Source organism: Microvirga aerophila, from assembly GCF_003332305.1.
Classification (GTDB): domain Bacteria; phylum Pseudomonadota; class Alphaproteobacteria; order Rhizobiales; family Beijerinckiaceae; genus Microvirga; species Microvirga aerophila.
The window spans coordinates 104,538-126,789 of record NZ_QOIO01000011.1; the positions used below are offsets into that span (position 1 = coordinate 104,538).

23 protein-coding genes, 1 pseudogene and 1 riboswitch are annotated in these 22,252 nt (G+C 61.6%); of the genes and pseudogenes, 14 read left to right on the forward strand and 10 right to left on the reverse strand.

Features of this window, described 5'->3' with window-relative positions:
- The first annotated feature begins 191 nt into the window (after positions 1-191).
- On the forward strand, positions 192-434 hold the full coding sequence (locus DRB19_RS08375) for a DUF3297 family protein (protein ID WP_114185584.1): 243 nt from the start codon (positions 192-194) through the stop codon (positions 432-434).
- Positions 435-437: 3 nt separating this feature from the next.
- Here the strand turns inward: DRB19_RS08375 and DRB19_RS08380 are convergent, their stop codons facing one another.
- Both DRB19_RS08380 and DRB19_RS08385 read right to left on the reverse strand, forming a co-directional pair.
- Positions 438-809: a hypothetical protein gene (locus tag DRB19_RS08380; RefSeq protein ID WP_114185585.1), complete on the reverse strand. Its 372-nt coding sequence runs from the start codon at positions 807-809 to the stop codon at positions 438-440.
- Between the two features lie 70 nt (positions 810-879).
- Positions 880-1,887, reverse strand: a complete 1,008-nt coding sequence (locus tag DRB19_RS08385; protein WP_114185586.1) for an LLM class flavin-dependent oxidoreductase — start codon at positions 1,885-1,887, stop codon at positions 880-882.
- A gap of 213 nt (positions 1,888-2,100) precedes the next feature.
- Positions 2,101-2,212: riboswitch (TPP riboswitch) on the forward strand.
- On the opposite strand from DRB19_RS08385, the gene DRB19_RS08390 reads away from it, so the two are divergent.
- The 4 genes from DRB19_RS08390 to DRB19_RS08405 all read left to right on the forward strand — a co-directional run bounded on the left by DRB19_RS08390 (position 2,203) and on the right by DRB19_RS08405 (position 5,844).
- Positions 2,203-2,811: a YkoF family thiamine/hydroxymethylpyrimidine-binding protein gene (locus DRB19_RS08390; protein WP_114185587.1), complete on the forward strand. Its 609-nt coding sequence runs from the start codon at positions 2,203-2,205 to the stop codon at positions 2,809-2,811. Its footprint overlaps the riboswitch before it by 10 nt.
- 39 nt (positions 2,812-2,850) lie before the next feature.
- Positions 2,851-3,435: an ECF transporter S component gene (locus tag DRB19_RS08395; RefSeq protein ID WP_114185588.1), complete on the forward strand. Its 585-nt coding sequence runs from the start codon at positions 2,851-2,853 to the stop codon at positions 3,433-3,435.
- Positions 3,428-5,095 (forward strand): ABC transporter ATP-binding protein, encoded by a 1,668-nt coding sequence (locus tag DRB19_RS08400; RefSeq protein ID WP_162815622.1) that lies wholly within the window; start codon positions 3,428-3,430, stop codon positions 5,093-5,095. The genes DRB19_RS08395 and DRB19_RS08400 overlap by 8 nt, the downstream gene beginning before the upstream one ends.
- On the forward strand, positions 5,068-5,844 hold the full coding sequence (locus tag DRB19_RS08405) for an energy-coupling factor transporter transmembrane component T family protein (protein ID WP_245439333.1): 777 nt from the start codon (positions 5,068-5,070) through the stop codon (positions 5,842-5,844). Before DRB19_RS08400 ends, DRB19_RS08405 begins: the two co-directional genes overlap by 28 nt.
- Positions 5,845-5,901: 57 nt before the next feature.
- Here DRB19_RS08405 and DRB19_RS08410 read toward each other — a convergent pair whose 3' ends face one another.
- Positions 5,902-7,503 (reverse strand): catalase, encoded by a 1,602-nt coding sequence (locus tag DRB19_RS08410; protein ID WP_114185590.1) that lies wholly within the window; start codon positions 7,501-7,503, stop codon positions 5,902-5,904.
- A gap of 238 nt (positions 7,504-7,741) precedes the next feature.
- Here DRB19_RS08410 and DRB19_RS08415 point away from each other — a divergent pair, with 238 nt between their 5' ends.
- From DRB19_RS08415 to DRB19_RS08430, 4 genes are all read left to right on the forward strand, one after another.
- Complete coding sequence (locus DRB19_RS08415) at positions 7,742-8,281, forward strand: DoxX family protein (RefSeq protein ID WP_114185591.1); 540 nt, start codon at positions 7,742-7,744, stop codon at positions 8,279-8,281.
- Positions 8,282-8,422: 141 nt separating this feature from the next.
- The gene (locus DRB19_RS08420) at positions 8,423-9,403 is read left to right on the forward strand and encodes an aldo/keto reductase (RefSeq protein ID WP_114185592.1); all 981 of its coding nucleotides are present in this window, start codon (positions 8,423-8,425) and stop codon (positions 9,401-9,403) included.
- 142 nt (positions 9,404-9,545) lie between these two features.
- Entirely contained in the window at positions 9,546-10,151 is a 606-nt protein-coding gene (locus DRB19_RS08425; RefSeq protein WP_114185593.1) for a helix-turn-helix domain-containing protein, read from the forward strand.
- Positions 10,152-10,162: 11 nt separating this feature from the next.
- Positions 10,163-10,702 carry a GNAT family N-acetyltransferase gene (locus tag DRB19_RS08430; RefSeq protein ID WP_245439335.1) on the forward strand — a complete coding sequence of 180 codons (540 nt, stop codon included), beginning with the start codon at positions 10,163-10,165 and terminating at the stop codon, positions 10,700-10,702.
- A gap of 67 nt (positions 10,703-10,769) precedes the next feature.
- Here the strand turns inward: DRB19_RS08430 and DRB19_RS08435 are convergent, their stop codons facing one another.
- Complete coding sequence (locus DRB19_RS08435; protein ID WP_147021744.1) at positions 10,770-11,093, reverse strand: hypothetical protein; 324 nt, start codon at positions 11,091-11,093, stop codon at positions 10,770-10,772.
- Between the two features lie 191 nt (positions 11,094-11,284).
- Here DRB19_RS08435 and DRB19_RS08440 point away from each other — a divergent pair, with 191 nt between their 5' ends.
- Entirely contained in the window at positions 11,285-11,530 is a 246-nt protein-coding gene (locus DRB19_RS08440) for a hypothetical protein (RefSeq protein ID WP_114185595.1), read from the forward strand.
- Positions 11,531-11,610: 80 nt separating this feature from the next.
- Here the strand turns inward: DRB19_RS08440 and groL are convergent, their stop codons facing one another.
- Together groL and groES are read right to left on the reverse strand one after the other, a co-directional pair.
- Positions 11,611-13,242: a chaperonin GroEL gene (gene groL, locus DRB19_RS08445; RefSeq protein ID WP_114185596.1), complete on the reverse strand. Its 1,632-nt coding sequence runs from the start codon at positions 13,240-13,242 to the stop codon at positions 11,611-11,613.
- Between the two features lie 59 nt (positions 13,243-13,301).
- Entirely contained in the window at positions 13,302-13,616 is a 315-nt protein-coding gene (gene groES, locus DRB19_RS08450; protein WP_114185597.1) for a co-chaperone GroES, read from the reverse strand.
- Positions 13,617-13,903: 287 nt separating this feature from the next.
- Here groES and DRB19_RS08455 point away from each other — a divergent pair, with 287 nt between their 5' ends.
- Positions 13,904-14,176, forward strand: coding sequence for an usg protein (locus tag DRB19_RS08455; RefSeq protein ID WP_373867420.1), 273 nt, complete (start codon positions 13,904-13,906; stop codon positions 14,174-14,176).
- Between the two features lie 69 nt (positions 14,177-14,245).
- A complete protein-coding gene (locus tag DRB19_RS08460; RefSeq protein WP_114185599.1) occupies positions 14,246-15,670 on the forward strand; it encodes a protein adenylyltransferase SelO in 1,425 nt (474 codons plus the stop codon).
- 20 nt (positions 15,671-15,690) lie between these two features.
- On the opposite strand, the gene DRB19_RS08465 is transcribed toward DRB19_RS08460, so the two are convergent.
- Together DRB19_RS08465 and phaP are read right to left on the reverse strand one after the other, a co-directional pair.
- Positions 15,691-16,767 carry a TRAP transporter substrate-binding protein gene (locus tag DRB19_RS08465; protein WP_210207453.1) on the reverse strand — a complete coding sequence of 359 codons (1,077 nt, stop codon included), beginning with the start codon at positions 16,765-16,767 and terminating at the stop codon, positions 15,691-15,693.
- Between the two features lie 96 nt (positions 16,768-16,863).
- Positions 16,864-18,105: a TIGR01841 family phasin gene (phaP, locus tag DRB19_RS08470; protein ID WP_162815623.1), complete on the reverse strand. Its 1,242-nt coding sequence runs from the start codon at positions 18,103-18,105 to the stop codon at positions 16,864-16,866.
- A 333-nt stretch (positions 18,106-18,438) separates the two neighbouring features.
- Here phaP and DRB19_RS08475 point away from each other — a divergent pair, with 333 nt between their 5' ends.
- Positions 18,439-18,861 (forward strand): hypothetical protein, encoded by a 423-nt coding sequence (locus DRB19_RS08475; protein ID WP_147022931.1) that lies wholly within the window; start codon positions 18,439-18,441, stop codon positions 18,859-18,861.
- 26 nt (positions 18,862-18,887) lie between these two features.
- Here DRB19_RS08475 and DRB19_RS08480 read toward each other — a convergent pair whose 3' ends face one another.
- Both DRB19_RS08480 and DRB19_RS08485 read right to left on the reverse strand, forming a co-directional pair.
- Positions 18,888-21,308, reverse strand: coding sequence for a putative bifunctional diguanylate cyclase/phosphodiesterase (locus DRB19_RS08480; protein ID WP_114185602.1), 2,421 nt, complete (start codon positions 21,306-21,308; stop codon positions 18,888-18,890).
- Positions 21,309-21,339: 31 nt separating this feature from the next.
- Entirely contained in the window at positions 21,340-21,804 is a 465-nt protein-coding gene (locus tag DRB19_RS08485; RefSeq protein WP_245439342.1) for a putative pterin-binding protein, read from the reverse strand.
- A 257-nt stretch (positions 21,805-22,061) separates the two neighbouring features.
- Between DRB19_RS08485 and DRB19_RS08490 the strand changes: the two are divergent.
- Positions 22,062-22,252 (forward strand): annotated as a pseudogene (locus DRB19_RS08490) (hypothetical protein); the annotation flags it as partial.

Sequence of the window (22,252 nt, forward strand, 5' to 3'; positions counted from 1 at the left end):
ATCATTTTTTCTTTAACGATTGCTTCACATTCGGGCGAGGGCGGGAGTTGGCGAGTCTATTGCTGGCCTCTACGAATCCTTGCTACGGCAAGCCTTTGCGGCCTGTGCGCGCGCCACGTCCCCGATCCCGCATTGGCATCCGTCTCGTCCATGGCTACCTTGCGGGCATTCCTAAGCCTGGAGAGATGAGTATGACCGATACCCCGCCCGACCGCCTGTGCGCGAACCCCAACAGCCCCTACTACAATGAAGCTTTGCTGGAGCGCGGCATCGGCATACGGTTCAACGGCGTCGAGAAGACCAATGTGGACGAGTATTGCGTGAGCGAAGGCTGGGTCCGGGTCACGGCCGGAGCCGCCAAGGACCGCGCCGGCAACCCCATGACGATCAAGCTCAAAGGCAAGGTAGAACCCTATTTCCGGCAGGCCGAATAGGGGTCAGCCTTTCAGCGCGGTGCCGGCGTATCCGATGATATCCGCAAACAGGGCCATGATAACGCCGGCCGCAACGAGGATGAGACCCGCCAGGAAGATCCGGATCGATCGGTTGTAACGCCGCAGCTGCAAGGACGTGATCAACAGCAGATCCGCCAAGGACTTGATCTGAAGTCCGATGCCCAGGGTGATCGTCGAAACGGAGAACAGGTCCACGGTGGCCCACTCGCCCGGAAGCCCTGCCCAGCGGCTCAGAAACCCGAGCGAGAAGCCGACGACGACGCCGATGGCCGTGATGGAGCCGTTCCGGAACGTGGAGTCGATGCTGCTGCGTTCTGTAACGAGCTCATGGGCTTTGGGCGGGTCATCGGCCATGATCGGGTCCGCTTGGCAGAGACCCGATCATACCTGAGTTTCCCGTCCCTGCCACGAGCCTCGGTCGAGGCTAAGCCAGTGCGGGCTCCCGCCCGAGCATCTTCTGGACTCCGGCCAAAATCTCGTAGGAGCGCAGGCGCGCCCTGTGGTCGTAGATCGCTGAGGCGACGATGATCTCGTCCGCCCCCGTCTGCTCGATGAAACCCTCCAGCCCCTGGCGGATCGTTTCAGGCGAGCCCACGACGGAGCAGGCCAGCATGTTCATGGCTTGCGCCTTCTCGGCAGGCGACCAATAGCTTTCGATGTCGTCGATCGGCGGCTGGAGCTGGCCGCGCGTGCCGCGGAACAGGTTCGTGAATTGCTGCTGCGGCGAGGTGAAGAGATAGCGCGCTTCTTCGTCCGTTTCGGCCGCGATCACGTTCACGCCCACCATCGCATGCGGCTTGTCAAGCTGCGCCGAGGGCTGGAAACGCTCGCGATAGACCTGGAGAGCCTGCATCAAGGCGTTGGGGGCGAAATGGGATGCGAATGCGTAAGGCAGGCCCAGCATGGCGGCAAGCTGCGCGCCGAACAGGCTTGATCCAAGAATCCAGAGCGGAACATTGGTGTCAGTGCCCGGAACCGCTTGTACGGCCTGCCCCGGCCGGAGCGGCCCGAGCAACGCCTGAAGCTCGACCACGTCCTGCGGAAAGGTGTCGGCGCTCGACGGATCCCGGCGCAGGGCGCGAAGCGTGCGCTGATCGGTGCCGGGCGCTCGTCCGACGCCGAGGTCGATCCGGCCCGGATACAGGGATTCCAGCGTACCGAACTGCTCGGCGATGATCATGGGCGCATGGTTCGGCAGCATGATGCCGCCTGCACCCACGCGGATCGTGCGCGTGCCGCCCGCCACGTAGCCGATGACAACGGACGTCGCGGCGCTGGCGATGCCGACCATGTTATGATGTTCGGCAAGCCAGTAGCGGTTATAGCCCCACCGCTCGGCATGCTGCGCCAGATCGAGCGTATTACGCAGGGCATCCGTCGCGGCGGACCCTTGAGGAATGAGCGCGAGATCGAGAACCGAGAAGAGAGGCATAGCGTGTTCTTTCCCATACGTTTGGGCGGAAGCCTGCCGCATGTGCGATCAGGCTGCGATCCCAATGGTTCGTTGAGAGATCGGCTCTATGGGCCCCAAGCGCAAGGCTTTCAGACTCAAACCAGCCAGACGCGAGGTGCATCAATGCGTGCGGGTGGCGTCGCCTCGGCCGACAGCATATTGCTCTTGGCCGGGAAAAGATGCTAAGCGTTACTTATTCGACAGGGGTGCTCCGTATCGCCGGGGCTGAGATGATGGCGCGAAGCCGTCGGACCCTCAAGCTGATCTGGGTAATACCAGCGGAGCGAGGCGGCCATGTTTTCTGGTGCACAAATTTGCCTTTATCCGATGACCGACGATTTCGTCGGCGTCATCCTCGGCGCGATCGATGCGCTCGAGCCTTATCGTCCGTCCTTCCGAATTGAGACGGACGACGTCTCGACATTGATCGTCGGACCGCCGGAGCAGCTTTTCCCGGCCATGCGCGACCTCTTCCTCGCGGCGGCCAACCACGGCATTCACTGTGTTCTCGCCGCAACCGTATCGCGCGGCTGCCCAGGCGAGCCGGACGATCCGATCTGCACACCGATCGGCCATGTCGTGCATGACAAACCGCTTGATGATCGCATCGCGGCTGCCATCGCGCAGGTCGTGGATGCTCCCAAGACCGGTCAGATCGTCGCCGCCCAGTTCTCGCTCTATCCGTTGGGCGGCGGGCACCACATGGATGAGATCTACGGCTGCATCGAATTTCTCAAGAAGTCCGGCGTATTCGACCGGTCGAAGAACTTCTGTACCAAGCTGCGCGGCGATGCCGGCGCGGTCTTTGCAACGCTCAGCGAAGCGTTCCTGCGCTTTGGCGCCCTGAACGGCCATGTGGCCATCGACCTCAAGGTGTCGGCCAACAGTCCGAGCGCCGTCTGAATCCCACTTCGATCCCTGCTGATATTTCGGGAGAATACCATGCCTGACAGACTAGGCTGGACGTTGAGGGAGACCCTCATCGTCACCGTTCTCGGCGCAGTCTTCGCCGTCCTTTATCTTGGCTGGGTCCAGGTGTGGTTGGTCGCGCAGGCGGCTTTCGGCGCTCTGACCATGGACGTGGTGATGGGCTTCTGGTTCATCGTGTCCATCGTCGCGGCCGCTATCATCCGCAAACCCGGCGTCGCATTGGCGTCGGAAGTGCTCGCTGCCGCCGTCCAGATCCTGCTCGGCTCCCCGGCCGGTCTGCTGCTGCTGGTGACCGGCGTAGTTCAGGGCGCGGGCGCCGAGGTGGTGTTCGCCGCAACCCGATGGCGCAACTATTCCCTGCCGGTTCTCATGGCGGCCGGTGTCGGCGCGGCGGTCTTTTCCTTCGCCTATACGTGGGTGCGGTTCGACTACGTGGCGCTTCAACCCACCCTTGTCATCGCCATGTTCGTCCTGCGCTGCTTGAGCGGCGCGCTGCTCGGCGGGTTGTTGGGACACTGGATCGTGGAAGCGCTCTACAAAACCGGCGCGCTTGCTGGTCTTGCGATCGATCATGAGAAGCGCTCGGCCATTGCCTGAGAGCGCTCCCGTCGCCGAGTGGCAAGGGGTCCGTGTTCGCTATCCTTTCGCCAAGCGCCAAGCTGTCGGCCCGGTCGACATGGATGTCAAACGAGGAGAGCGAGTTCTCCTGCTCGGAGCCTCGGGCTCGGGCAAGTCCACTCTTCTCCTCACGCTGACCGGGCTCGTGCCCCGGAGCATTCCGGCTGAAGTCGATGGACGCGTCAGCCTGTTCGGAGACGATGCCCTGTCGCGCAAGCCCTCCGAGTGGGCCTCGTGTGTGGCGCAGTATTTCCAGGACGCAGACCAGACCTTGTGCGGGATGCGCGTAGAGGACGAAATCGCGTTTGCGTTGGAAAATTTTGCACTGCCGCCGGACAAAATTGATCGGGCTGTGACGGATGCAATGCGACAGCTCGGATTGCCTGAGAGCTGGCGCAAGCGCCGTTCGACGGCGCTCTCCGGCGGGGAGCGGCAGCTCGTGGCGCTCGCGGCGACGCTGGTGCAGGATGCGGCGATTTTCGTGGCGGACGAGCCCACGGCGCATCTCGCTCCAGAGGCTGCTGAACGCCTCCACGGGCTTCTGACAGCGCACGAGCCGGATCGAAGCGTGTTGATCGTGGATCACCGGCTCGATGGTCTGATGGAAGCAATCGACCGCGTGGTCGTCCTCGGAAACGATGGATCGATTCTCACACAGGGACACCCTCGCACGATTTTCCGCGAGCAGCGCGAGATGCTGATATCCTTTGGGATCTGGTGCCCTGCCGCGAGCGAGCTGGATGCGGCCTTGGTGAAGGCTGGGGTCGCTTCGCCGATTCCTCCCTTGTCCCTCCCTGAGGCTCTTGAGCATCTCGATCCTGCGGTTGCGTCACGTTCGAGCATCGACAGGGCCCGACCCGCCGTGGAGGCATTCGTGGCCGCGCACTCGGCGAACAGGGGAGGGGAGCGCCACTCGCGGGTTGTCGCAAGACTTGAGCAGGCGGATTGTGCGCCCTTCCTTGCCCCGACGGTTCTGCGCAGCGTCGACGTGGCAATCCATGAAGGCGAGATCCTGGGCATTATCGGCCCGAACGGCGCCGGCAAATCGACGCTCGGCGCCTGTCTTTCGGGTCTCTTGGAGCTGAAAGCGGGCAGGAGGACCGGTGCGCCGGGAGGCATTGCTTTCCAAAGGCCTGAAAACCAGTTCGTGTCCGGCTCGGTTCGCGACGAGCTGCTTGGTGCATTGCCGAAGGCGATGACGGGAGACGAGAAGACCAAGCGTATATCCGGTTTTTTGGAGACGTGGGGTCTTGAAGGACTGGAAAGCCGGCATCCCTTCGAGCTTTCGCAGGGCCAGAAGCGCCGGCTTGCGCTCGCAACGCTCACCATCTCGGACCGATGGCCCTTGTTGATCCTCGACGAGCCCATCGCTGGCCTTGATGCCCGCGCCGCATCCGTGCTGGAAGCTCAGGTCCTAGAATTTAGCCGGAAGGGTCGCGCAATCGCCGTCATCACGCACGATATGGATCTGGCGCTGCGCCTGTGCTTTCGCAGCGTCGTCGTGGGTGAGGGGTGCATCATAGCGGATGGGCCTACGGAGCAGATCTTGAGCGACCCGGAGCTGCTCAAGCGTGCCGGACTCGCTGAGCCTTCCTGTGCGAAGGCGCGTGAATGGCTCCTGCGGGTGGCGATGTGCTGAAGTCTCTCAACCCCCTTACCAAACTGGCTGTCTGCATCCTCTGGCTCGCGGCCGCAGTGTTGATCTTCGATCCATGGTTCCAATGCGCCGTCATCGTGATCACGGGTATTGTGCTGATTGTCCTCAATCGGACTTCCCCTCTTGTGATCCTCGGCCTGATGGTGCCGTTCAGCCTGTTCGGCTTCGGCTTCCTGACAACAGCGCTTCTCTTCCGCAAGGAGAGCGATTTCGCGCTGCGCGTGGCAGGGGAAACGCCTTTCGCATCGGCGGCCTTTTCTGCCAGCATCACGCTGTTTCTGCGCGCCGTTTCGTGCGGGATGATCTCCGCGTTCTTCGCCCTCACGACCGATCCTGGGGCCTTTGTGCGGGCGCTCATGGTCCACTGCCGGTTGCCGCCGCAGATCGGCTACTCGCTCTTTACCGCTATGCAGCTCGTGCCCGATCTCGCGGCGGAGGCGCAGCAGATGCGGCTTGCCCGCGCCATGAAATTAGGGCGTGTGCCTCGGCGCATTCCTGGACCCGTGGAAGCGTTCAGCTTGTGCGTTCCGCTTCTTGCCTTCGCGATCCGCCGCGCCGGACGCACGGCCATCGCCATGGAGGCGAGGGGGCTTGCGGCAAATGCTCCGCGTACGGTCATGAATGCGCCGGCATTTCAGGAGCGTGACTTCGCCTTCCTGTCGATCGCGGCGGCTTCTCTCACGGCATGCATCGTCGCCGTTATGGCGGATCGCGGACTATTTCCATCATGATGCGAGCCGGATCGCTCCGGCTCGCATGTCGTTGAAGCGTCAATTCACTAAAACGTGCTACTCCGCAGCTTCGGACCGCGGCGACGGCTCCTCGCGCTTCCCGCTGGTATAAGTGCTGCCGGGACGGTTCTGGCCCGGTGCGGGCCGGCCTTCCAGCGGCGGCAACTCGAGCGCCTTATAGAGGTCGATTCCTGCGCCTTCCGCGACACGGCGGCCGTAATCCTCGTCGCAGTGCCAGAAGTGCCAGACCATGCGCAGGGCGATGTGCTCAGGGCAGTCCTTCATGTCGGCCACGAGATTGTTGATCAGGTCGTTGCGCTCCCAATCCTCGAAGGTGCGATAGCGGTTGCCGGCCTGCTTGTAGTCGTCGGCCATGCGCGTGGTCTGGTAGCGGCCCAGATGACCTTCGACCCACTGGTGATACTCCTTCGCGGCCTTAGGGGCTTCACGCAGACCCCCCATGGAGCTCGGCTCGTAGTTCACGTGTTTGCTCTGGTCCTTCGCCCGATCGACATGGTAGGTCATCTGTCCGTCACGCTGGTTCGTCTGCGCGCGCGCCTGCTCCTGCGGGGCATTGATCGGAAGCTGAAGGTAATTGGCGCCTACCCGATAGCGCTGCGTGTCCGAGTAGGACAGGGTCCGGCCCTGGAGCATCTTATCGTCGGAGAAATCGATCCCATCCACGAGAACGCCTGTGCCGAAGGCCGACTGCTCCGTTTCGGCGAAGAAGTTGTCCGGGTTGCGATCGAGCACGACACGGCCGACGGGCAGAAGCGGGAACTGATCCTCCGGCCACCGCTTCGTGTCGTCGAGCGGGTCGAAGTCGAGCTCCGGATGGTCGTCGTCCGACATGATCTGCACGCACATTTCCCATTCGGGGAAATCGCCGCGCTCGATGGCGTCGTAGAGATCGCGGGTCGCATGCCCCACGTCCTTCGCCTGAATCTCGGCCGCCTGCTCGCTGGTGAGGTTCGTGACCCCTTGCTTCGGCTCGAAGGAGAACTTCACCAGCACCGCTTCGCCCTGATCGTTGATCAGCTTGTAGGTGTTGACGCTAGACCCCTGCATATTCCGGTAGCTCGCCGGAATTCCCCAGGGGCTTTTCACCCACGTCACCATGTGCAGCGATTCCGGATGATGCATGACGAAGTCGTAGAAGCGCCACGCTTCCTGTCGGTTCGATACGGGATCGGGCTTGAAGGCGTGGATCATGTCCGGGAACTTGATCGCATCGCGAATGAAGAAAACCTTGAGGTTGTTGCCTACAAGATCCCAGTTGCCGTCCACGGTCTTGAACTTGATGGCGAAGCCGCGCGGGTCGCGGGCGGTCTCCGGCGAGTCTTTGGAGCCGATCACGGACGAGAAGCGGATGAACACCGGCGTGCGGACGCCAGTCTGCGTCAGAACCTTAGCGCGGGTGTATCGGCTCGCAGGCTCCTCGCCGATCTTGCCATAGGGTTCGAAATAGCCGTGCGCGCCGGTGCCCCGGGCATGGACAACCCGCTCCGGGATGCGCTCCCGGTCGAAATGGGTGATCTTTTCGATGAACTGGTAGTTCTCGAGGGTCGCGGGGCCGCGCTCGCCGACGCTGCGCAGGCTCTGGTTGTCCGAGACAGGATGTCCCTGGCGTGTGGTGAGGGTTGGGCGCTGATCGGCCATAGGGGTCCCCTTAGCGTGTTGGACTGGTGCTGGTCGGATTGGTTTCCACGGCCATGGATGCAACGATGGCCGAAGGGCTTGCGGGTCAACGCCGCAGGCGCACAGACGTTTCACGTCTCGTCCACATGGACTTTTCGGGCGTTAGGGCCTGCTTAAGACTCTCGGTCTCAGATCCTTGTCAGACGGTGGGACGATTCTCATTCGTTAGGACTCGAATGAAACAAGATAGCGGGGCGGCATGAGTGAGCGCGGGAATGCGGGAGTGACCAACGGCGCCCTGCTGGCGGGGCGGATCCTGCTGGCGGGCTGCTTCGTGCCGACGGCTTATGCCCATATGTCGAACATCTCGGGCTTTGCGGTATCCATGCGGGCTCAGGGGCTACCCTACGCCGATGCGCTGGCCGCGCTCATTGTGCTGGCCGAGGCATTCGGTCCGCTGGCTCTCGTGGTGGGGTTCGCGCCGCGCATCAGCGCCGCAGCCCTTGTGGCCGCCACCATGACCACCACCGGCGCTCTGCATCGGTTCTGGGAATTCGCCGGAGCGGCCCGTCAGATGGAGCAGACAATCTTCATCTCTCAGCTCGGCATTCTGGCTGCGCTCCTGTTCTACTTTACGGCTGGGCCGGGAGCCTGGAGCTGGCAGGCTTGGTGGCGGGGAGCCGTCGCGAAGCCCAAACCGGCTGCGCGCAAGAAGCCGTCCCGTCCGCGCACCCCGCGCCCACGTCCCGCGCCGGCCAAATCCGAGCCGGCGGAGGAAGATTGGGCGGATGCCGCCTAGCAAGCCGCTTTCCGCCTGACAGATCCATCCGCCTGATCTGGACATGATCGACGCCAGCGCCATGTCCAACCGCGCACATCACCCCAGAACCGCCGCGAGGGGAACTCGCGCGTCGGTTCGGGCATTCGCGGGAGCGCCGTCATGCAGAAGCGTCGACTTGGAAATTTGGAAGTGTCCGCCATCGGTCTCGGCTGCATGGGCATGTCGGACTTCTATGGCGGCCGCGACGAGGATGAGGCGATCGCCACCATCCACCGGGCGATCGAACTCGGCGTCACCTTTCTCGACACGGCCGATATGTATGCCGTGGGCCGCAACGAGGAACTTGTCGGCCGCGCCATTCGCGACCGCCGCGACAAGGTGGTGATCGCAACGAAATTCGGCAATGTGCGCGCTCCTGATGGAACGCACTTGGGTATCAACGGCAAGCCTGAATACGTGCGCCAGTCCTGCGAGGCGAGCCTCAAGCGGCTGGGCGTCGACACGATCGACCTCTACTACCAGCACCGCGTCGATCCCAATACGCCGATCGAGGACACGGTAGGGGCCATGGCCGAGCTGGTGCGCGAGGGCAAGGTGCGACATATCGGGCTTTCCGAGGCGGGCCCGCAAACGATCCGCCGCGCTCATGCGGTACACCCTATTACGGCCCTGCAGACCGAATATTCCCTTTGGAGCCGCGAGCCTGAGGACGAACTTCTGGCGATCGTTCGGGAGCTCGGCATTGGCTTCGTGCCCTATTCGCCTCTGGGCCGAGGCTTCCTGACAGGCCAGATCAAAAGTCTCTACGACCTAGAGCCGGACGATTGGCGGCGCAACGCACCGCGCTTCCAGGGGGAAAACTTCCAGAAGAACCTCGACCTCGTCCGCGAGATCGAAACCACGGCGCGGGAGAAGGGCTGTGCGCCCGCTCAGCTTGCCCTGGCCTGGGTACTGGCGCAGGGCGACGATATCGTGCCGATCCCGGGAACCAAGCGCCGCCGTTATTTGGAAGAGAATCTTGGAGCGTTGGAGGTTGAGCTGACCAGGGAGGAGCTTGATCGGATCGACCGCATCATCCCGCCCGGAGCGGCAGCCGGAACTCGCTATGCTGCACCGGCGATGCAAGCCTTGGGACGGTAATTCGCCGTCATAACCTTAAAAGCCGGGCCGGGCTTGTTCCGGCCTGTGAGGTCTCCGCTGGGCCGGCAGGATAACAGGCCGACAGTAGTGCCACTACCAGTTCCTGCTTGACTCCATTATATTGGATTAATAATCTAATTTAATGGAAGCGCTTTCCGATATAAACGCCCATTTGGCCGGGCGCCTCCGTGGCTTGCGCGCGGAGCATGGCTTGACGCTTGATAGTCTGGCGGAACGAACGGGGGTTAGCCGCTCTATGATCTCGCTGATCGAGCGAGGTGAGAGCAGCCCCACGGCGGTGATCCTCGACAGGCTCGCGGCAGGCCTAGGCGTCACCCTCGCGTCCCTGTTCGCCGCGCGGGAAAGCCCGGAAGCCTCTCCGCTGGCGCGCCGGGCCGAGCAGCGCACATGGCGTGACCCAGAAAGCGGCTACATGCGCCGGAATTTGTCGGCACCTGGCTTTCCGTCTCCCATCGAGCTTGTTGAGGTGATCCTCCCGCCCGGTGCGCGGGTGTCATACGATACAGGGCCCCGTTCGGTCGGGGTCAGCCAACAGGTCTGGATGGTCGAGGGCGAAATTGAACCGACGGTCGCCGACGAGTCCTATCGTCTTGAAGCGGGCGATTGCCTGTCCATGCACATCGGCCAGCCCATAAGCTTTCGCAACCATGCCGACCATCCCGCACGCTATGTGGTGGCGCTCGCTGCCGATCATGTGCCGGCTGGGCTTGGCGGCGCGCAACGTTGAAGGAGTTCCCTGTGAGTGAGCAGGTCAGTCTCGGCGTCCTGGATCCAGATGAGGCCAAAAGACAGATCGGCGCCCTGTCTGCGGTCCTGATGGATTGTGTCGAGGGCGGCGCATCGGTCAGCTTCATGTCACCCCTGTCGCGGGAGAGGGCGGACGCATTCTGGCACGACGTGGCCGAGGGGGTCGCAACGGGCGAGCGCATCCTGCTCGTCGCACGGGACTCGTCACACGGGCAGATCGTCGGGACCGTGCAGGTGGTGCTCAAGCAGCCGGAGAACCAGCCTCATCGGGCCGATGTGGCAAAGATGCTTGTCCACCGCCAGGCGCGGAAACGAGGCGTAGGAGCCGCGCTCATGCGGGCTGCCGAGGATGCGGCCCGCACGGCAGGTAAAGCCGTGCTCGTGCTCGATACCGTGACGGGAGGGGATGCAGAACGCCTTTACACGCGCCTTGGCTGGATGAAGGTTGGCGTCATCCCCAACTACGCTTTGTGGCCGCAGGGCGGGCTATGCGCCACGACCGTCTTCTACAAGCAGATATCCCCTGCCTGATACGGGGCAGGGCGCGCCTGGTAGATGTGCCGGCGCGCCCTTCACGCTCATGAACGGCAAAGGTCCGTTAGCGTCGGCGACGCTGATAGGCGGTGGCTCCATAGGTCTCAGGGCTGGTGACTTGCGATCCGCTGGCATTGGAGACAGGGACGGCCCTCCGGCGGTTGTTGATGCTCCCAGTCGTGCGCACGCCGGTGCGTTTGTTGCTCATCATTCGTTTCTTCATCGTCGGCTGCTGGGCGCGGTTCTGGTAAGCGGTTGCCCGGTACGTGCCTGGGCTCGTGACCTGCGAGCCGCTGGCGTTCGGCACCGGGGTTGGCTGCGCCATGGCGCCTGCGGCTCCAAATGCGAGGGTGGCCGCTGCTATGCTGGCTAAAAGGAAATGTCGCATATCCGTCGCTCCAAGGTTCGTGTGACCCAGCCGCGCAATAGATGCCCTCTTCGGGAGAGCCAACGCGGCTCACGATCCCAAGGTTGCGGCCAAGTTTGGAGTTCATGTTGGGGATAGACGCTGCGGCTTGACGCTTGGGCCCGATAGGCGGAAGCTTTGCGTCGCGGCTTTTGGACGATCCGGAGGGTTCGATGGAATCGAACATGATCCTCGTCGGGCTTGGTGCCTTTCTGGTGGTGGTAGGGGTCGTGCTGGTGGCGGCGCAAACGCTCTGGGCCGGGCGCCTGAGCGATGCCAGACGGCCGCGCTCGGTGGTGGCGGATGCAAGCCTCGAACCCCGTGGGCGCAGCGGCCTTTTTGATATCAGGGCACATTGGCCGGGCGTTGGTCTCGCGGCCCTTGGCATCCTGCTGCTCATCACCGCAGCGGCGTTCTGATCCCAGTATGGGCGGGCTGTCAGAACGAAAACGGCGCCGCATTGGCGGCGCCGTCAGATGAGCACGATTGAAACGGGCGATTAGAAGTCCATGCCGCCCATGCTGCCGGGCATGGCCGGAGCCGCTTCCTTCTTCGGCCGCTCAGCGATCATCGCTTCGGTGGTCACCAGCAGGCCCGCAACCGAGGCTGCGTCCTGCAGCGCCACGCGCACGACCTTGACCGGATCGATGATGCCGAACTTGTAGAGATCGCCGAACTCGCCCGTCTGGGCGTTCCAGCCCGACGCGTAGTCCTTCTGTTCCAGCACCTTGCCAACCACCACGGAGCCGTCTGCACCAACGTTGATAGCGATCTGACGGGCCGGGGACTGGATGGCGCGGCGCACGATCTCTACGCCGGTCCGTTGGTCGGCGTTCTCGGGCTTGACCGCATCGAGAGCCTTGAGCGAGCGCAGGAGCGCAACGCCGCCGCCGGGCAGGATGCCTTCCTCGACCGCCGCGCGGGTCGCATGCATGGCGTCGTCCACGCGGTCCTTCTTCTCCTTCACCTCGACCTCGGTCGCGCCGCCGACGCGGATCACCGCAACGCCGCCTGCGAGCTTGGCCAAGCGCTCCTGGAGCTTCTCACGGTCGTAGTCCGAGGTGGTCTCCTCGATCTGCGCCTTGATCTGACCCACGCGAGCCTCAATATCCTGCTTCTTGCCCACCCCGTCCACGATGGTGGTGTTTTCCTTCTCGATCACCGCCTTCTTGGCGCGACCGAGCATCGGCAGCGTGATATTCTCGAGTTTGATGCCGAGGTCTTCCGAGATCACCTGGCCGCCGGTGAGGATGGCGATGTCCTCGAGCATGGCCTTGCGGCGGTCGCCGAAGCCAGGAGCCTTGACGGCGGCGATCTTCAGACCGCCACGCAGCTTGTTGACCACAAGCGTCGCAAGGGCCTCGCCCTCCACGTCCTCCGCCACGATAAGCAGGGGCTTGCCGGTCTGCACCACTGCTTCCAGAACGGGCAGCATCGATTGCAGGCCCGACAGCTTCTTCTCGTGGATCAGGATGTAAGGGTCCTCAAGCTCCACGCGCATCTTCTCGGCGTTGGTGATGAAGTACGGCGAGAGGTAACCGCGGTCGAACTGCATGCCTTCAACAACATCGAGCTCGGTCTCCAGGGACTTCGCCTCCTCGACGGTGATCACGCCCTCGTTGCCAACCTTCTGCATGGCCTCAGCCAGCATGCGGCCCACTTCGACGTCACCATTGGCCGAGATGGTGCCCACCTGGGCAATCTCGTCGTTGGAGGTGACCTTCTTGGCATTCTTCTTCAGGTCTTCGACAACCGCCTCAACAGCCATGTCGATGCCGCGCTTGAGGTCCATGGGGTTCATGCCGGCAGCCACCGACTTGGCGCCTTCGCGCACGATGGCCTGGGCCAGAACCGTCGCCGTGGTGGTGCCGTCACCGGCAAGGTCGTTGGTCTTCGAAGCGACCTCGCGGACCATCTGAGCGCCCATGTTCTCGAACTTGTCGGAGAGCTCGATTTCCTTGGCGACGGTCACGCCGTCCTTGGTGATGCGCGGAGCGCCGAAGCTCTTCTCGATCACCACGTTGCGGCCCTTGGGACCCAGCGTCACCTTCACGGCGTCGGCCAGAATATCGACGCCCTTGAGCATCTTGTCGCGGGCTTCAAGGGAAAATTTGACGTCTTTGGCAGCCATGTTTCGTCACTCCTTGAGACGTAACGAGATTTGACTCATTCAGAATGGATGGGAGGGCCTCAAGCGGCCTGCTTGCGGGCGATAGTATGCTCGACGATGCCCATGATATCGGATTCCTTCATGATCAGGAGATCCTGGCCGTCGATCTTCACCTCCGTGCCGGACCACTTGCCGAACAGCACGATGTCACCCACGGAAACGTCGAGGGCTGCGATCTCGCCCCTCTCGTTGCGGGCACCGGGGCCGACCGCCACCACCTCGCCCTGCTGAGGCTTTTCCTTGGCGGTGTCGGGAATGATGATGCCGCCAGCCGTCTTTTCCTCGGCATCGATGCGCTTGACCACCACACGGTCATGCAAAGGACGGAACTTCATGAAGCTTCCTCCAGTCATTTCAATCGGTTAACCACCTGCACGGGTCCTCTGCCGGCCCCCGTGCGGCGATGATTTGGGTGGCCAAGCTTCACCGTTCAAGACGGGGTCAGAAATTTTTTTGCGGGTTTTTGGAACCGGGTTGCCGAGCGGTGTTCTGCGCCTGTCAGCAGCCGCGCTAAAAGGCTGCTAAAACGCTGAAATATCTTGCTAAAGGTGTCTTTGACGTCTTGCCGGGGCAGTGCTGTTTTGATCTAATTTCCTGGTCGCCAACCATCATGGAGGGCCTCATGCAGGTATCGCCGGATTTCGCCCGACAGCTTCAGGGTTACGGTCTCACGACCGCGCAGATTCTCTATCGCATCCCCGATCACCGATCCCTGATTCAGGAATATGTCTGGCAGGACTACGACCTCTTTCCGGCTTTCCCGGCCCTCAAGAAGTTCCTCTCCTTCTGGGAGCGCAAGCTCGACGGACCGCTTCATTCCGTCACCGTGGCTCATGCGCGCCTGATCCGACCTGCGGAAATGCGTACCGTCGACGGCGAATTCCGACTGCAATAGCCAGACGAAGGCGGCCGAAACGAGATTTGATGCGTTGTCGTAGGACCGCGTCAACGTGATTGGTTCCTGATGCCCCTGTCCAGCGCCTTTCGCCCTTCGGTTCGGCATACCGATCTGGGCTCCGATTTCTACAACATCGTCGCGCCGGCGGTCTTCCCGCACCACATCCTGCGCCACCGCAATCAGCGATGGGCGGCGCGGGTTGGCCTCGATACATTGAGCGACGAGGAGTGGATCGCACATTTCGGACGCTTCGAGCCGTTGCCGGGAAGCATTCCTGAGCCGCTTGCGCTGCGTTATCACGGGCACCAGTTTCGAAGCTACAACCCTCATCTGGGTGATGGCAGAGGGTTTCTGTTCGCGCAGCTCCATGACCTGCGCGACGGCCGGCTGCTCGATCTCGCCACCAAGGGCAGCGGCCAGACGCCGTGGTCCCGCCATGCGGACGGACGACTGACCCTGAAAGGCGGCGTTCGCGAGGTGCTGGCGACCGAGATGCTGGAAGCGCTCGGTGTCGAGACCTCCAAATCCTTCAGCCTCGTCGAGACAGGCGAAGAACTCCATCGCGGCGACGAGCCGTCGCCCACCCGGTCCTCAGTCCTCGTGAGGCTGAGCCATTCGCATATCCGTATCGGCACGTTTCAGCGCTTCCTGTATCTCGACCAGGCGGATAACATTCGGAAGCTCCTCGACTACACGATCAGAACGTACATGCCCGAGTGCTGGCGCGATGACGAAGCGGCCCGCGCCACAGCCTTTCTGGAAGAGGTCTGCGCGCGCGTTGCGCGCATGGGCGCGCAATGGATGGCTGCCGGTTTCGTGCACGGGGTCCTCAACACCGACAATATCAACGTCACGGGCGAGAGCTTCGATTATGGTCCCTGGCGTTTCATCCCAGTTTATGAGCCCGGCTTCACAGCCGCTTATTTCGACGAGACTGGTCTCTATGCGTTCGGGCGTCAGCCTGACGCGCTCCTGTGGAACCTGTTCCGTTTGGCTGAATGCCTCCTCGTCATTGCGCCACAGGCTGATCTCGAGCGATCCCTAGCCACATTCGAACCTGCGCTACACCGGGAGTTCTCATCGTCGCTTCTGCGGCGATTGGGGCTGCAATCTGAAGGGCCTGAACCGGACGGGCTGCTCGCCAGGGCGTTCTGGACGTTCCTGCACGACAGCAAGGCGCCGTTCGAGCAGACCATGTTCGATTGGTATGGCGGCCTGCATAGCGCTACCCGCGCCGCGCGAAGCCCTTCCGCGGAGTTCTACGCGCATCCGACCTTCGGGGCGGTATTTGCCGCCTTTCAAGGATTTCACGCCGAACCTGGGGCGCGGCTCGACCACGCTTACTTCACGCGGCCGACGCCGTGCAGCATGCTCATCGACGAGGTTGAGGCGATCTGGGATTCTATTGCCCGATCCGACGACTGGTCGAAATTCACCCAGAAACTCAGCGGCATCGCCACCATGGCGGAGGCTTATGGGATCACGACATAATCCAACGTCCACTGTGATCTTTACTTCTTGCCGCGCACCTTCTCCACCTCGGCATAGAGCTGCGTCACGAATTCCTCGCCGAGGTCCTTCTTGAACTTCTCAACAACCGATTGGGATTTCTCGCGTAACTTGGAGACTTCCTCAGGCGGGAGCTCATGAATGGTCATTCCAGCTTTCTTGAGCTGATCGAGCACCTTGGCAGCCTCAGCGCGCGCAAGCGCGCGTTGATAGGTTGCCGTCTCAGTTGCGGCTTCTTGGAGTATCTTTCTTTCCTCCTCCGAGAGCTTGTCCCATGTCCGCTTGCTGACGATGACGATTTGCGGTGTATACATGTGGTTGGTCAGCGTCAGATGCTTCGACACCTCGTCATACTTGCCATCCGGAATGTTCAGCAGTGGATTCGTCATCCCGTCGATGGAGCCCTGTTCCATGGCCGTATAGGTTTCCGTAAAGGGCATGGGCACGGCGTTGGCTCCCAGCGCGTTCATGAAGTCCACATAAATCGGCGTCGGAATGACCCGCATCTTCAGGCCACGCAGATCGTCAGCCTTGGCAATGGGTTTGTTCCTGGTGTGCATCTCGCGAAAGCCGAGATCCCAGTAAGCAAGCCCGACGAGCCCCTTGGCCGGCAGCTTGTCGATCAATTGTTTGCCGATGGTTCCATCTATAACTGCATCCGCCTCCGCGGATGAGTTAAATAGGAACGGCAGATCAAGCGCCGCCATCTCCTTCACGTTTCCTGCCAACAGGCTGGCGTTCATGACGTTAAGATCGATCGTGCCTCCCTGCATGGCGGACACCACTTGCAGGTCCGGCCCCAGTGATCCTCCTGGGAATGCCCTGACGGTAATCTTGCCGCCGCTCTTCTGAGCGACGAGTTCGGCGAACTTTTCGACGCCCATGACCTGAGGATGACCTTTGTTGCTCGCGGCCGTAAATCTCAAGGTGCGTGTTTGAATCTGGGCAAACGCGTCATCCAAGCCTAGTGAGAAAACGCCTAAGACCAGAAACGCGGACAGAATCTTGATGGCGGATGGCATTGGACGCCTCCCTTGGTTTATCTTTGGGCAATCCACAGGAAGTAGCGGTGCGCCCAAGGGCTTCCATACTCCAGATGAGATATCGCTGGCATTCCGGTCACAAAAAAAGCGCCCCGTCGGGGCGCTTTTTAGAACAGTCTCCGCCGATCTGGGTCAGGCTGCTCGCTTGGCCTGATTGACCATGCGTTCGACCTGCGCCGTCATGGTGCGCGAAGCCTCATCGGTGATGCGCGAGGAAAGCTCCGCGATGCGGCGGCTGTTCGTGAGCATCTGTTCCAAATTGTTGCGCATGAAGGAGCTCTGGAGAGCAACGAGGTCGTACACTGTCCTGCAGCGGGAGAGGGCGCTCAGGTTATCGAGGTTGCTCTGCATCCGCTCCTGCAACAGACCGATCCATTCCTGCGAAACATCCTGCATCCCGCGGGCTAGAACCGTGCTGGACTGTGCAATGGCGCGCAGGTGCTGGGAGGTCTGATCGGCCAGATCCTTGGTGTCTTTGGAATGAAGGCCATAGAGCTGCATCATGCGATCGGTCGACATGTGCGCCAGCTCGGATGCGGCGCCAAAGCTGCTCTGCACTGCCTCCTGCACCGTGCGTGCAGCCTTCTGCGATCCTTCGAGCCCGGCGCGGACGCTGTCGGCAAGGTCCTCGGCTACCTGCTTGACGTTCTCCACCTGCTCGCGCGCCCGTTTCGTCTCCACCTGGCGCTGCTCGGCTTCGTTGCGCTTGGCTTGTTCGACTGCCACCATCTCATCCTCGACTTTCTCGACCACGGCTTCGACTTCCTCGTCGCTCAGCACCTTGAGGACGGCGGGAAGCAATTCCTTCTTGTCGTCGCGGATATGCTGCTGAAAGACCTTTCGCAGATCCGCCACCTTCTTGATGAACTCGGAGCTGCCCTTGGGCATCTGGTCGAGTTCTTCCAAGAGAGCGCTGGTTTCCATGTTGTCGTTCGTGGCCTCCTGAACGAGGTCGCTCATCTCCTGGTGCTTCCTCAGAACCGGAAACAGATATTGTTCCTGAAGATTAGCAAGGAGTTCCAGTTCCTCCTTGAGGTCCGAGAACAGCCGCTCGCGTGTTTTCACGGCGTTGTCGGACGTATCAAGAAGCTTCGCAAACAGTTCGTTCGCCCTGTCGGGGCTGGTTTGACTGAATTTTCTGGTGGATGTCATTTGTTCCTCATGAACTGTGGCGCGACGTGCTGGCCCTGCGTTCTGCTGCCAACGCACGTCAGATTCAGGTGCTGGCCTCAAACAGAGGCTCTGGTTGATCGCTGCGTTGAAAATAAGGCCGCAAATGCAACTCCGGCCGGCGACTAATTCAATACACATTGTTGCGGTCGGCCTAGGGCCGAGCAAGCGTTCCGAAAGTAGCGAACGCTTATGGTGACGCAAGATAGACCGCGTCGACCAGGAAGTATCGCCAGGGGAAGAGCATGAATAAACACGGGCTGGCGCTCCTTCGAGGCTCAGTCCGAATGGCGCTTCTGTTCTTCCGCTCGCCCTGATCCTAGGGTCGCTTCTCCCTAGATTATAGCCGCCTCGTGGGTGGCCTTTAACATGAGTTAGTTATCTAACCCTGCAATCGAAAGGCGGATACTTCCTTAGGGACATTCCTAATGGAATCTAACGTGTCAGGCGCAAAGGGAGGATTCATCGAAGGAGGAGTTGACTGATCCCGGGCATGGGCGCGTGACTTCCTTGAAGGAAATGAGAACGGAGGTCGGCATGATCGACGTGAGCAATCTCTGGCCCGATATAGTCGAATGGATCCGTCGAACACCCGAGACGGTTCGAACCCTGGATCCGATCATCCTGTCCCTGCTTGCCATTCCGCTCATCCTGGCGCTTGCCACCAAAAATGGTACGGCGCTGCTCCTCACGCTGCTTCTCGCTGGGATCGCGGTTTCGGTGCTCGGGTTCATCACCAGTGAGCCAGCCCGCTGGGTGGCGACGGTTCTCATCTGCGCAGCCGGGCTCTTGGCGGTCCTACTGGCGGTTCAGCTCCGCCGTGGACGAGGACGATTGCGCCACGTGGAAACTGTTCTTGAGGAGACGCGCCGCGAACTTGCGGAGGTCCGCGAGAAGTACGAGGGCGAGGTGTACTGGCGCCGGGCGACTGAGAGGGTCTCTGCGCAGAGTCCCGGCTAAATAGTCAGCGCACAGCACGCGGCAGGTCAAAGCGCCTCCCGCCGCTCCTCGACGAAGAGGCTGAACACTAGGTCGCGCGCCGGCTGCGGGCGGCCGAAATAGTAGCCTTGCACCTCGGTGCACCCGGCAGCGCGCAACTGCTGGTACTGCTCTTCCGTCTCCACGCCTTCGGCCGTCGTGATCATTCCAAGGCTGGCGCCAAGGCGTGTGATCGAGTGGACGATGGCGAGGCAGTCCGCGCGGGACGTCAGCTCGCGCACGAATGACTGGTCGATCTTGATCTTGTCGAACGGGAAACTGCGCAGGTAGCTCAGCGACGAATAGCCTGTTCCGAAATCATCCATGGCGACGCACACGCCGAGTTCGCGCAACTGGTGCAGGGTCGCGACGGTCGTCTCGTTGTCCTGGAGCAGCACGGACTCCGTGATTTCGAGTTCAAGGCGGCTCGGGCTCAGCCCAGAGCGGGTCAGAGCCTTGTCGACGCTTTCGACGAGGGCCCTGTTCCTGAACTGAACCGGAGAGAGGTTGACGGCGACTTTGATGTCCTTCGGCCAATTCGCCGCCTCCGCGCAGGCTCGTTCGAGCACCCAGTCGCCCAAGGGGGCGATGAGGCCAATATCCTCCGCGACCGGGATAAACTCCGCCGGCGAGACCATGCCCCGCTCCGGATGCCGCCACCGAAGCAACGCCTCGAAACCGCTGATCTCGTGCCGTCTGATGTTGATCTGCGGCTGATAATACAATTCGAACTCGTCGTTCGCGAGAGCCTTCCGCAAATCGGCCTCAAGGAGACGCCGCGCCTGGAGCTGCGCGTCCATCTCCGGCTCGAAGAACCGGTAGGTGCCGCGCCGGTCCGACTTGGCGCGGTAGAGAGCCAGATCCGCATGCTTCAGGAGCTGGTCCGGGGCCAGCTTCGCCTCATTGTCCAGGGCAATGCCGACGCTGGTGCCGATCACGATTTCCTGCCCGTCGATCTCATACGGCATGCCGACGATGTTGATGATACGCGAGGCTAGCGACGCGCAGTCATGAGGTTCGTGAACCACGCATTGAAGCACCGCAAACTCGTCGCCTCCCAGGCGCGCCACGAGGTCCCCATCGCGGATGCAGCTGCGCAGACGGGCGGAGACCGCCTTGAGGAGAAGGTCGCCGGTTTCGTGACCAAGGGAGTCGTTCACGTCCTTGAAGCGGTCGAGGTCAAGGCAAAGAACCGCCAGCGAGTTGCCGCGCCGCTTAGCCGACGCGAGGGCCTGCTCGAGCCGCTCGCGGAAGAGAACCCGGTTGGCAAGATCGGTCAGCGCATCGTGATGGGCCATATAGGCGATCTGCGACTCGGCGCGGCGGCGCTCCGTGATGTCCTCGTAGATGGCGATCCAACCACCTTCGGTCAGAGGCTGATGCGAGATCGAGAAGGTCTTGCCGCCTGGATCCTCCTGAATGAACGATGCCCCCCGGCCGGTCCGCATCAGATCTTCCTGTTCGGCAGAAATCTGCCGCAGGGCAGACGCGCCATGGGCCTGCCGGTGTTCGAGGGCGCCGATGAGGCTTTCCAAGGGGGTTCCGGGCTGGGCCGTGTCGTCGAGCCCGAACAACTCGGCGAACCGTGCATTGTAGACGATCACCCGCTGGTCGGCGTCGACCATGCAGAGGCCATGGGACATGTTGTTGAGGGCAGCGTCGAAGCGCTCGTTCTGCGTGCGCAGCTCGAGCTCCTGCGCCTGCAGGACCTCGTTCCGGTTCTGCAGCTCGCGGTAGGCGAAGCTGAGGGCCTTATGGGCGTTCTCGAGTTCGCCGGAGGTCGTTTGAAGATCCTTGGTGAGAGAACGCAGCTCCTGGTGCGCGCGCCCGAGCAGATTGTTGTGCCAGCCAAGAAGCGCCATGAGGCCGATGCCGCATGCGATGAGACAGGCTGCAAGGCCGGAGAACAGCCAGTGAAGCCGGATGAGCTCCTGCTGGTCCGCCGCAACCAGCTGGCCGCCATAATGGTTGGCCGCAGAGGCAAGGCCTGCCAGGGGCATTTCATGCTCGCGCAGAAGCGCGTAGGCCTTTTCGGCGTTGCCAGGGGTATCGAGCTGCTCGATCAAGGGGTGAACAGCCGCCAATACGTCGTTCAGGCCCTTGACGGTTGCCTGGCGCTCGGGATCGAGCTGTACGAAGGCCTCGAACTGCCCGTCGGTGAGAAGTTTGGACCGGCTGACGAGGATATCGTAACGAAGCTGCACCTCGTCCTCATCCACGTCGCTGCCTGGGACCGAGAATGCGTTGAGACGCTGCTCCAGGCGCGCGAATTCGGACACCGCCTGGCTGGCCAGCCAGGCGATGTTGTAGCGGGAGATCTCTTTGAGCGCGTTCTGGCGCTCGACCACCAGGCTCGAGATATAGACAGCGGACAGGAGGAAGCTGGCGATGACGACAGCCAGCACCAGTTTGAGTGTGCGCAGCGACAATGGCTGTCCTCCAGAAACCGCCGTTAGACTGTCACTTCACGACGATCTTGGCGACCTGCCAGACGGAGCGGCCGTAGAAAGTCTGATTCTTCAGCTCAGGCTTACTGTCGAAAGGATAGATAACGAAAAGCGGCCCCTTGTCGCGGACCGGCATGTACTCGCCATTCCGCTTCAAGGCCAGGATGACGTTATGCTTGGCGAAATCCTCGACGGGAATCTCGCTGCTGTAGTCGTTGAGGGCAACGAAGACCGCGCGCTCGCCCGAGGCGCCGATGTGCTTCATCAGCTTGTCCAGGGAAACGCCTTCGAACTTGACCGCTCCCGTATACCAGGGGGTTGTCGTCTCGATGGTCTCCATGCCGATCGCTTCCAGCATGGCGCGGTCGAACTGGGCCGTGTTGTCCTTGTTGGTCGTAGAGATCTTACCGGAGACCGTAAGAATGGGTTTCTCTGTCGGAGTGCCCAAGGACTGAGCCCCTGCGGCGGTTGCTCCCATGGCCCCCACGAGCAGGAAGACCAAAGAAACGATATTTCGTTTTAGTTTAACCGTAAGCATTCCATCCTCCGAGAGTTCCAGATTATCAGCAATCAGACCATATACTGTAGCTGAAAGTCTAATTTATTCTTTAACCAGGGTTTTAATCATACAAGAATAGTTTATACGACATGGTAAACACTGCGCGTCAACCGCCCGCCGGAGAAAATCTCTAGGGAATGGGTCGCCGGAAGAGCGTTTAGATAAAAAGGTTGATGATGAATTTTCATAGTCCGGAGCAGAAGCTTGCGCATCTTTGCAACGAGGCGCTGGAGCGTCCGCTGAGCGAACCGGAGCGGGCGGCGATGATTTCGGCGGCGGCGCGCAAGGTGGAGGAGCTGTTCGACATCCTGCGCATCGACCACGAGAACGACCACAACACCCGCGACACCCCCCGGCGGGTGGCCAA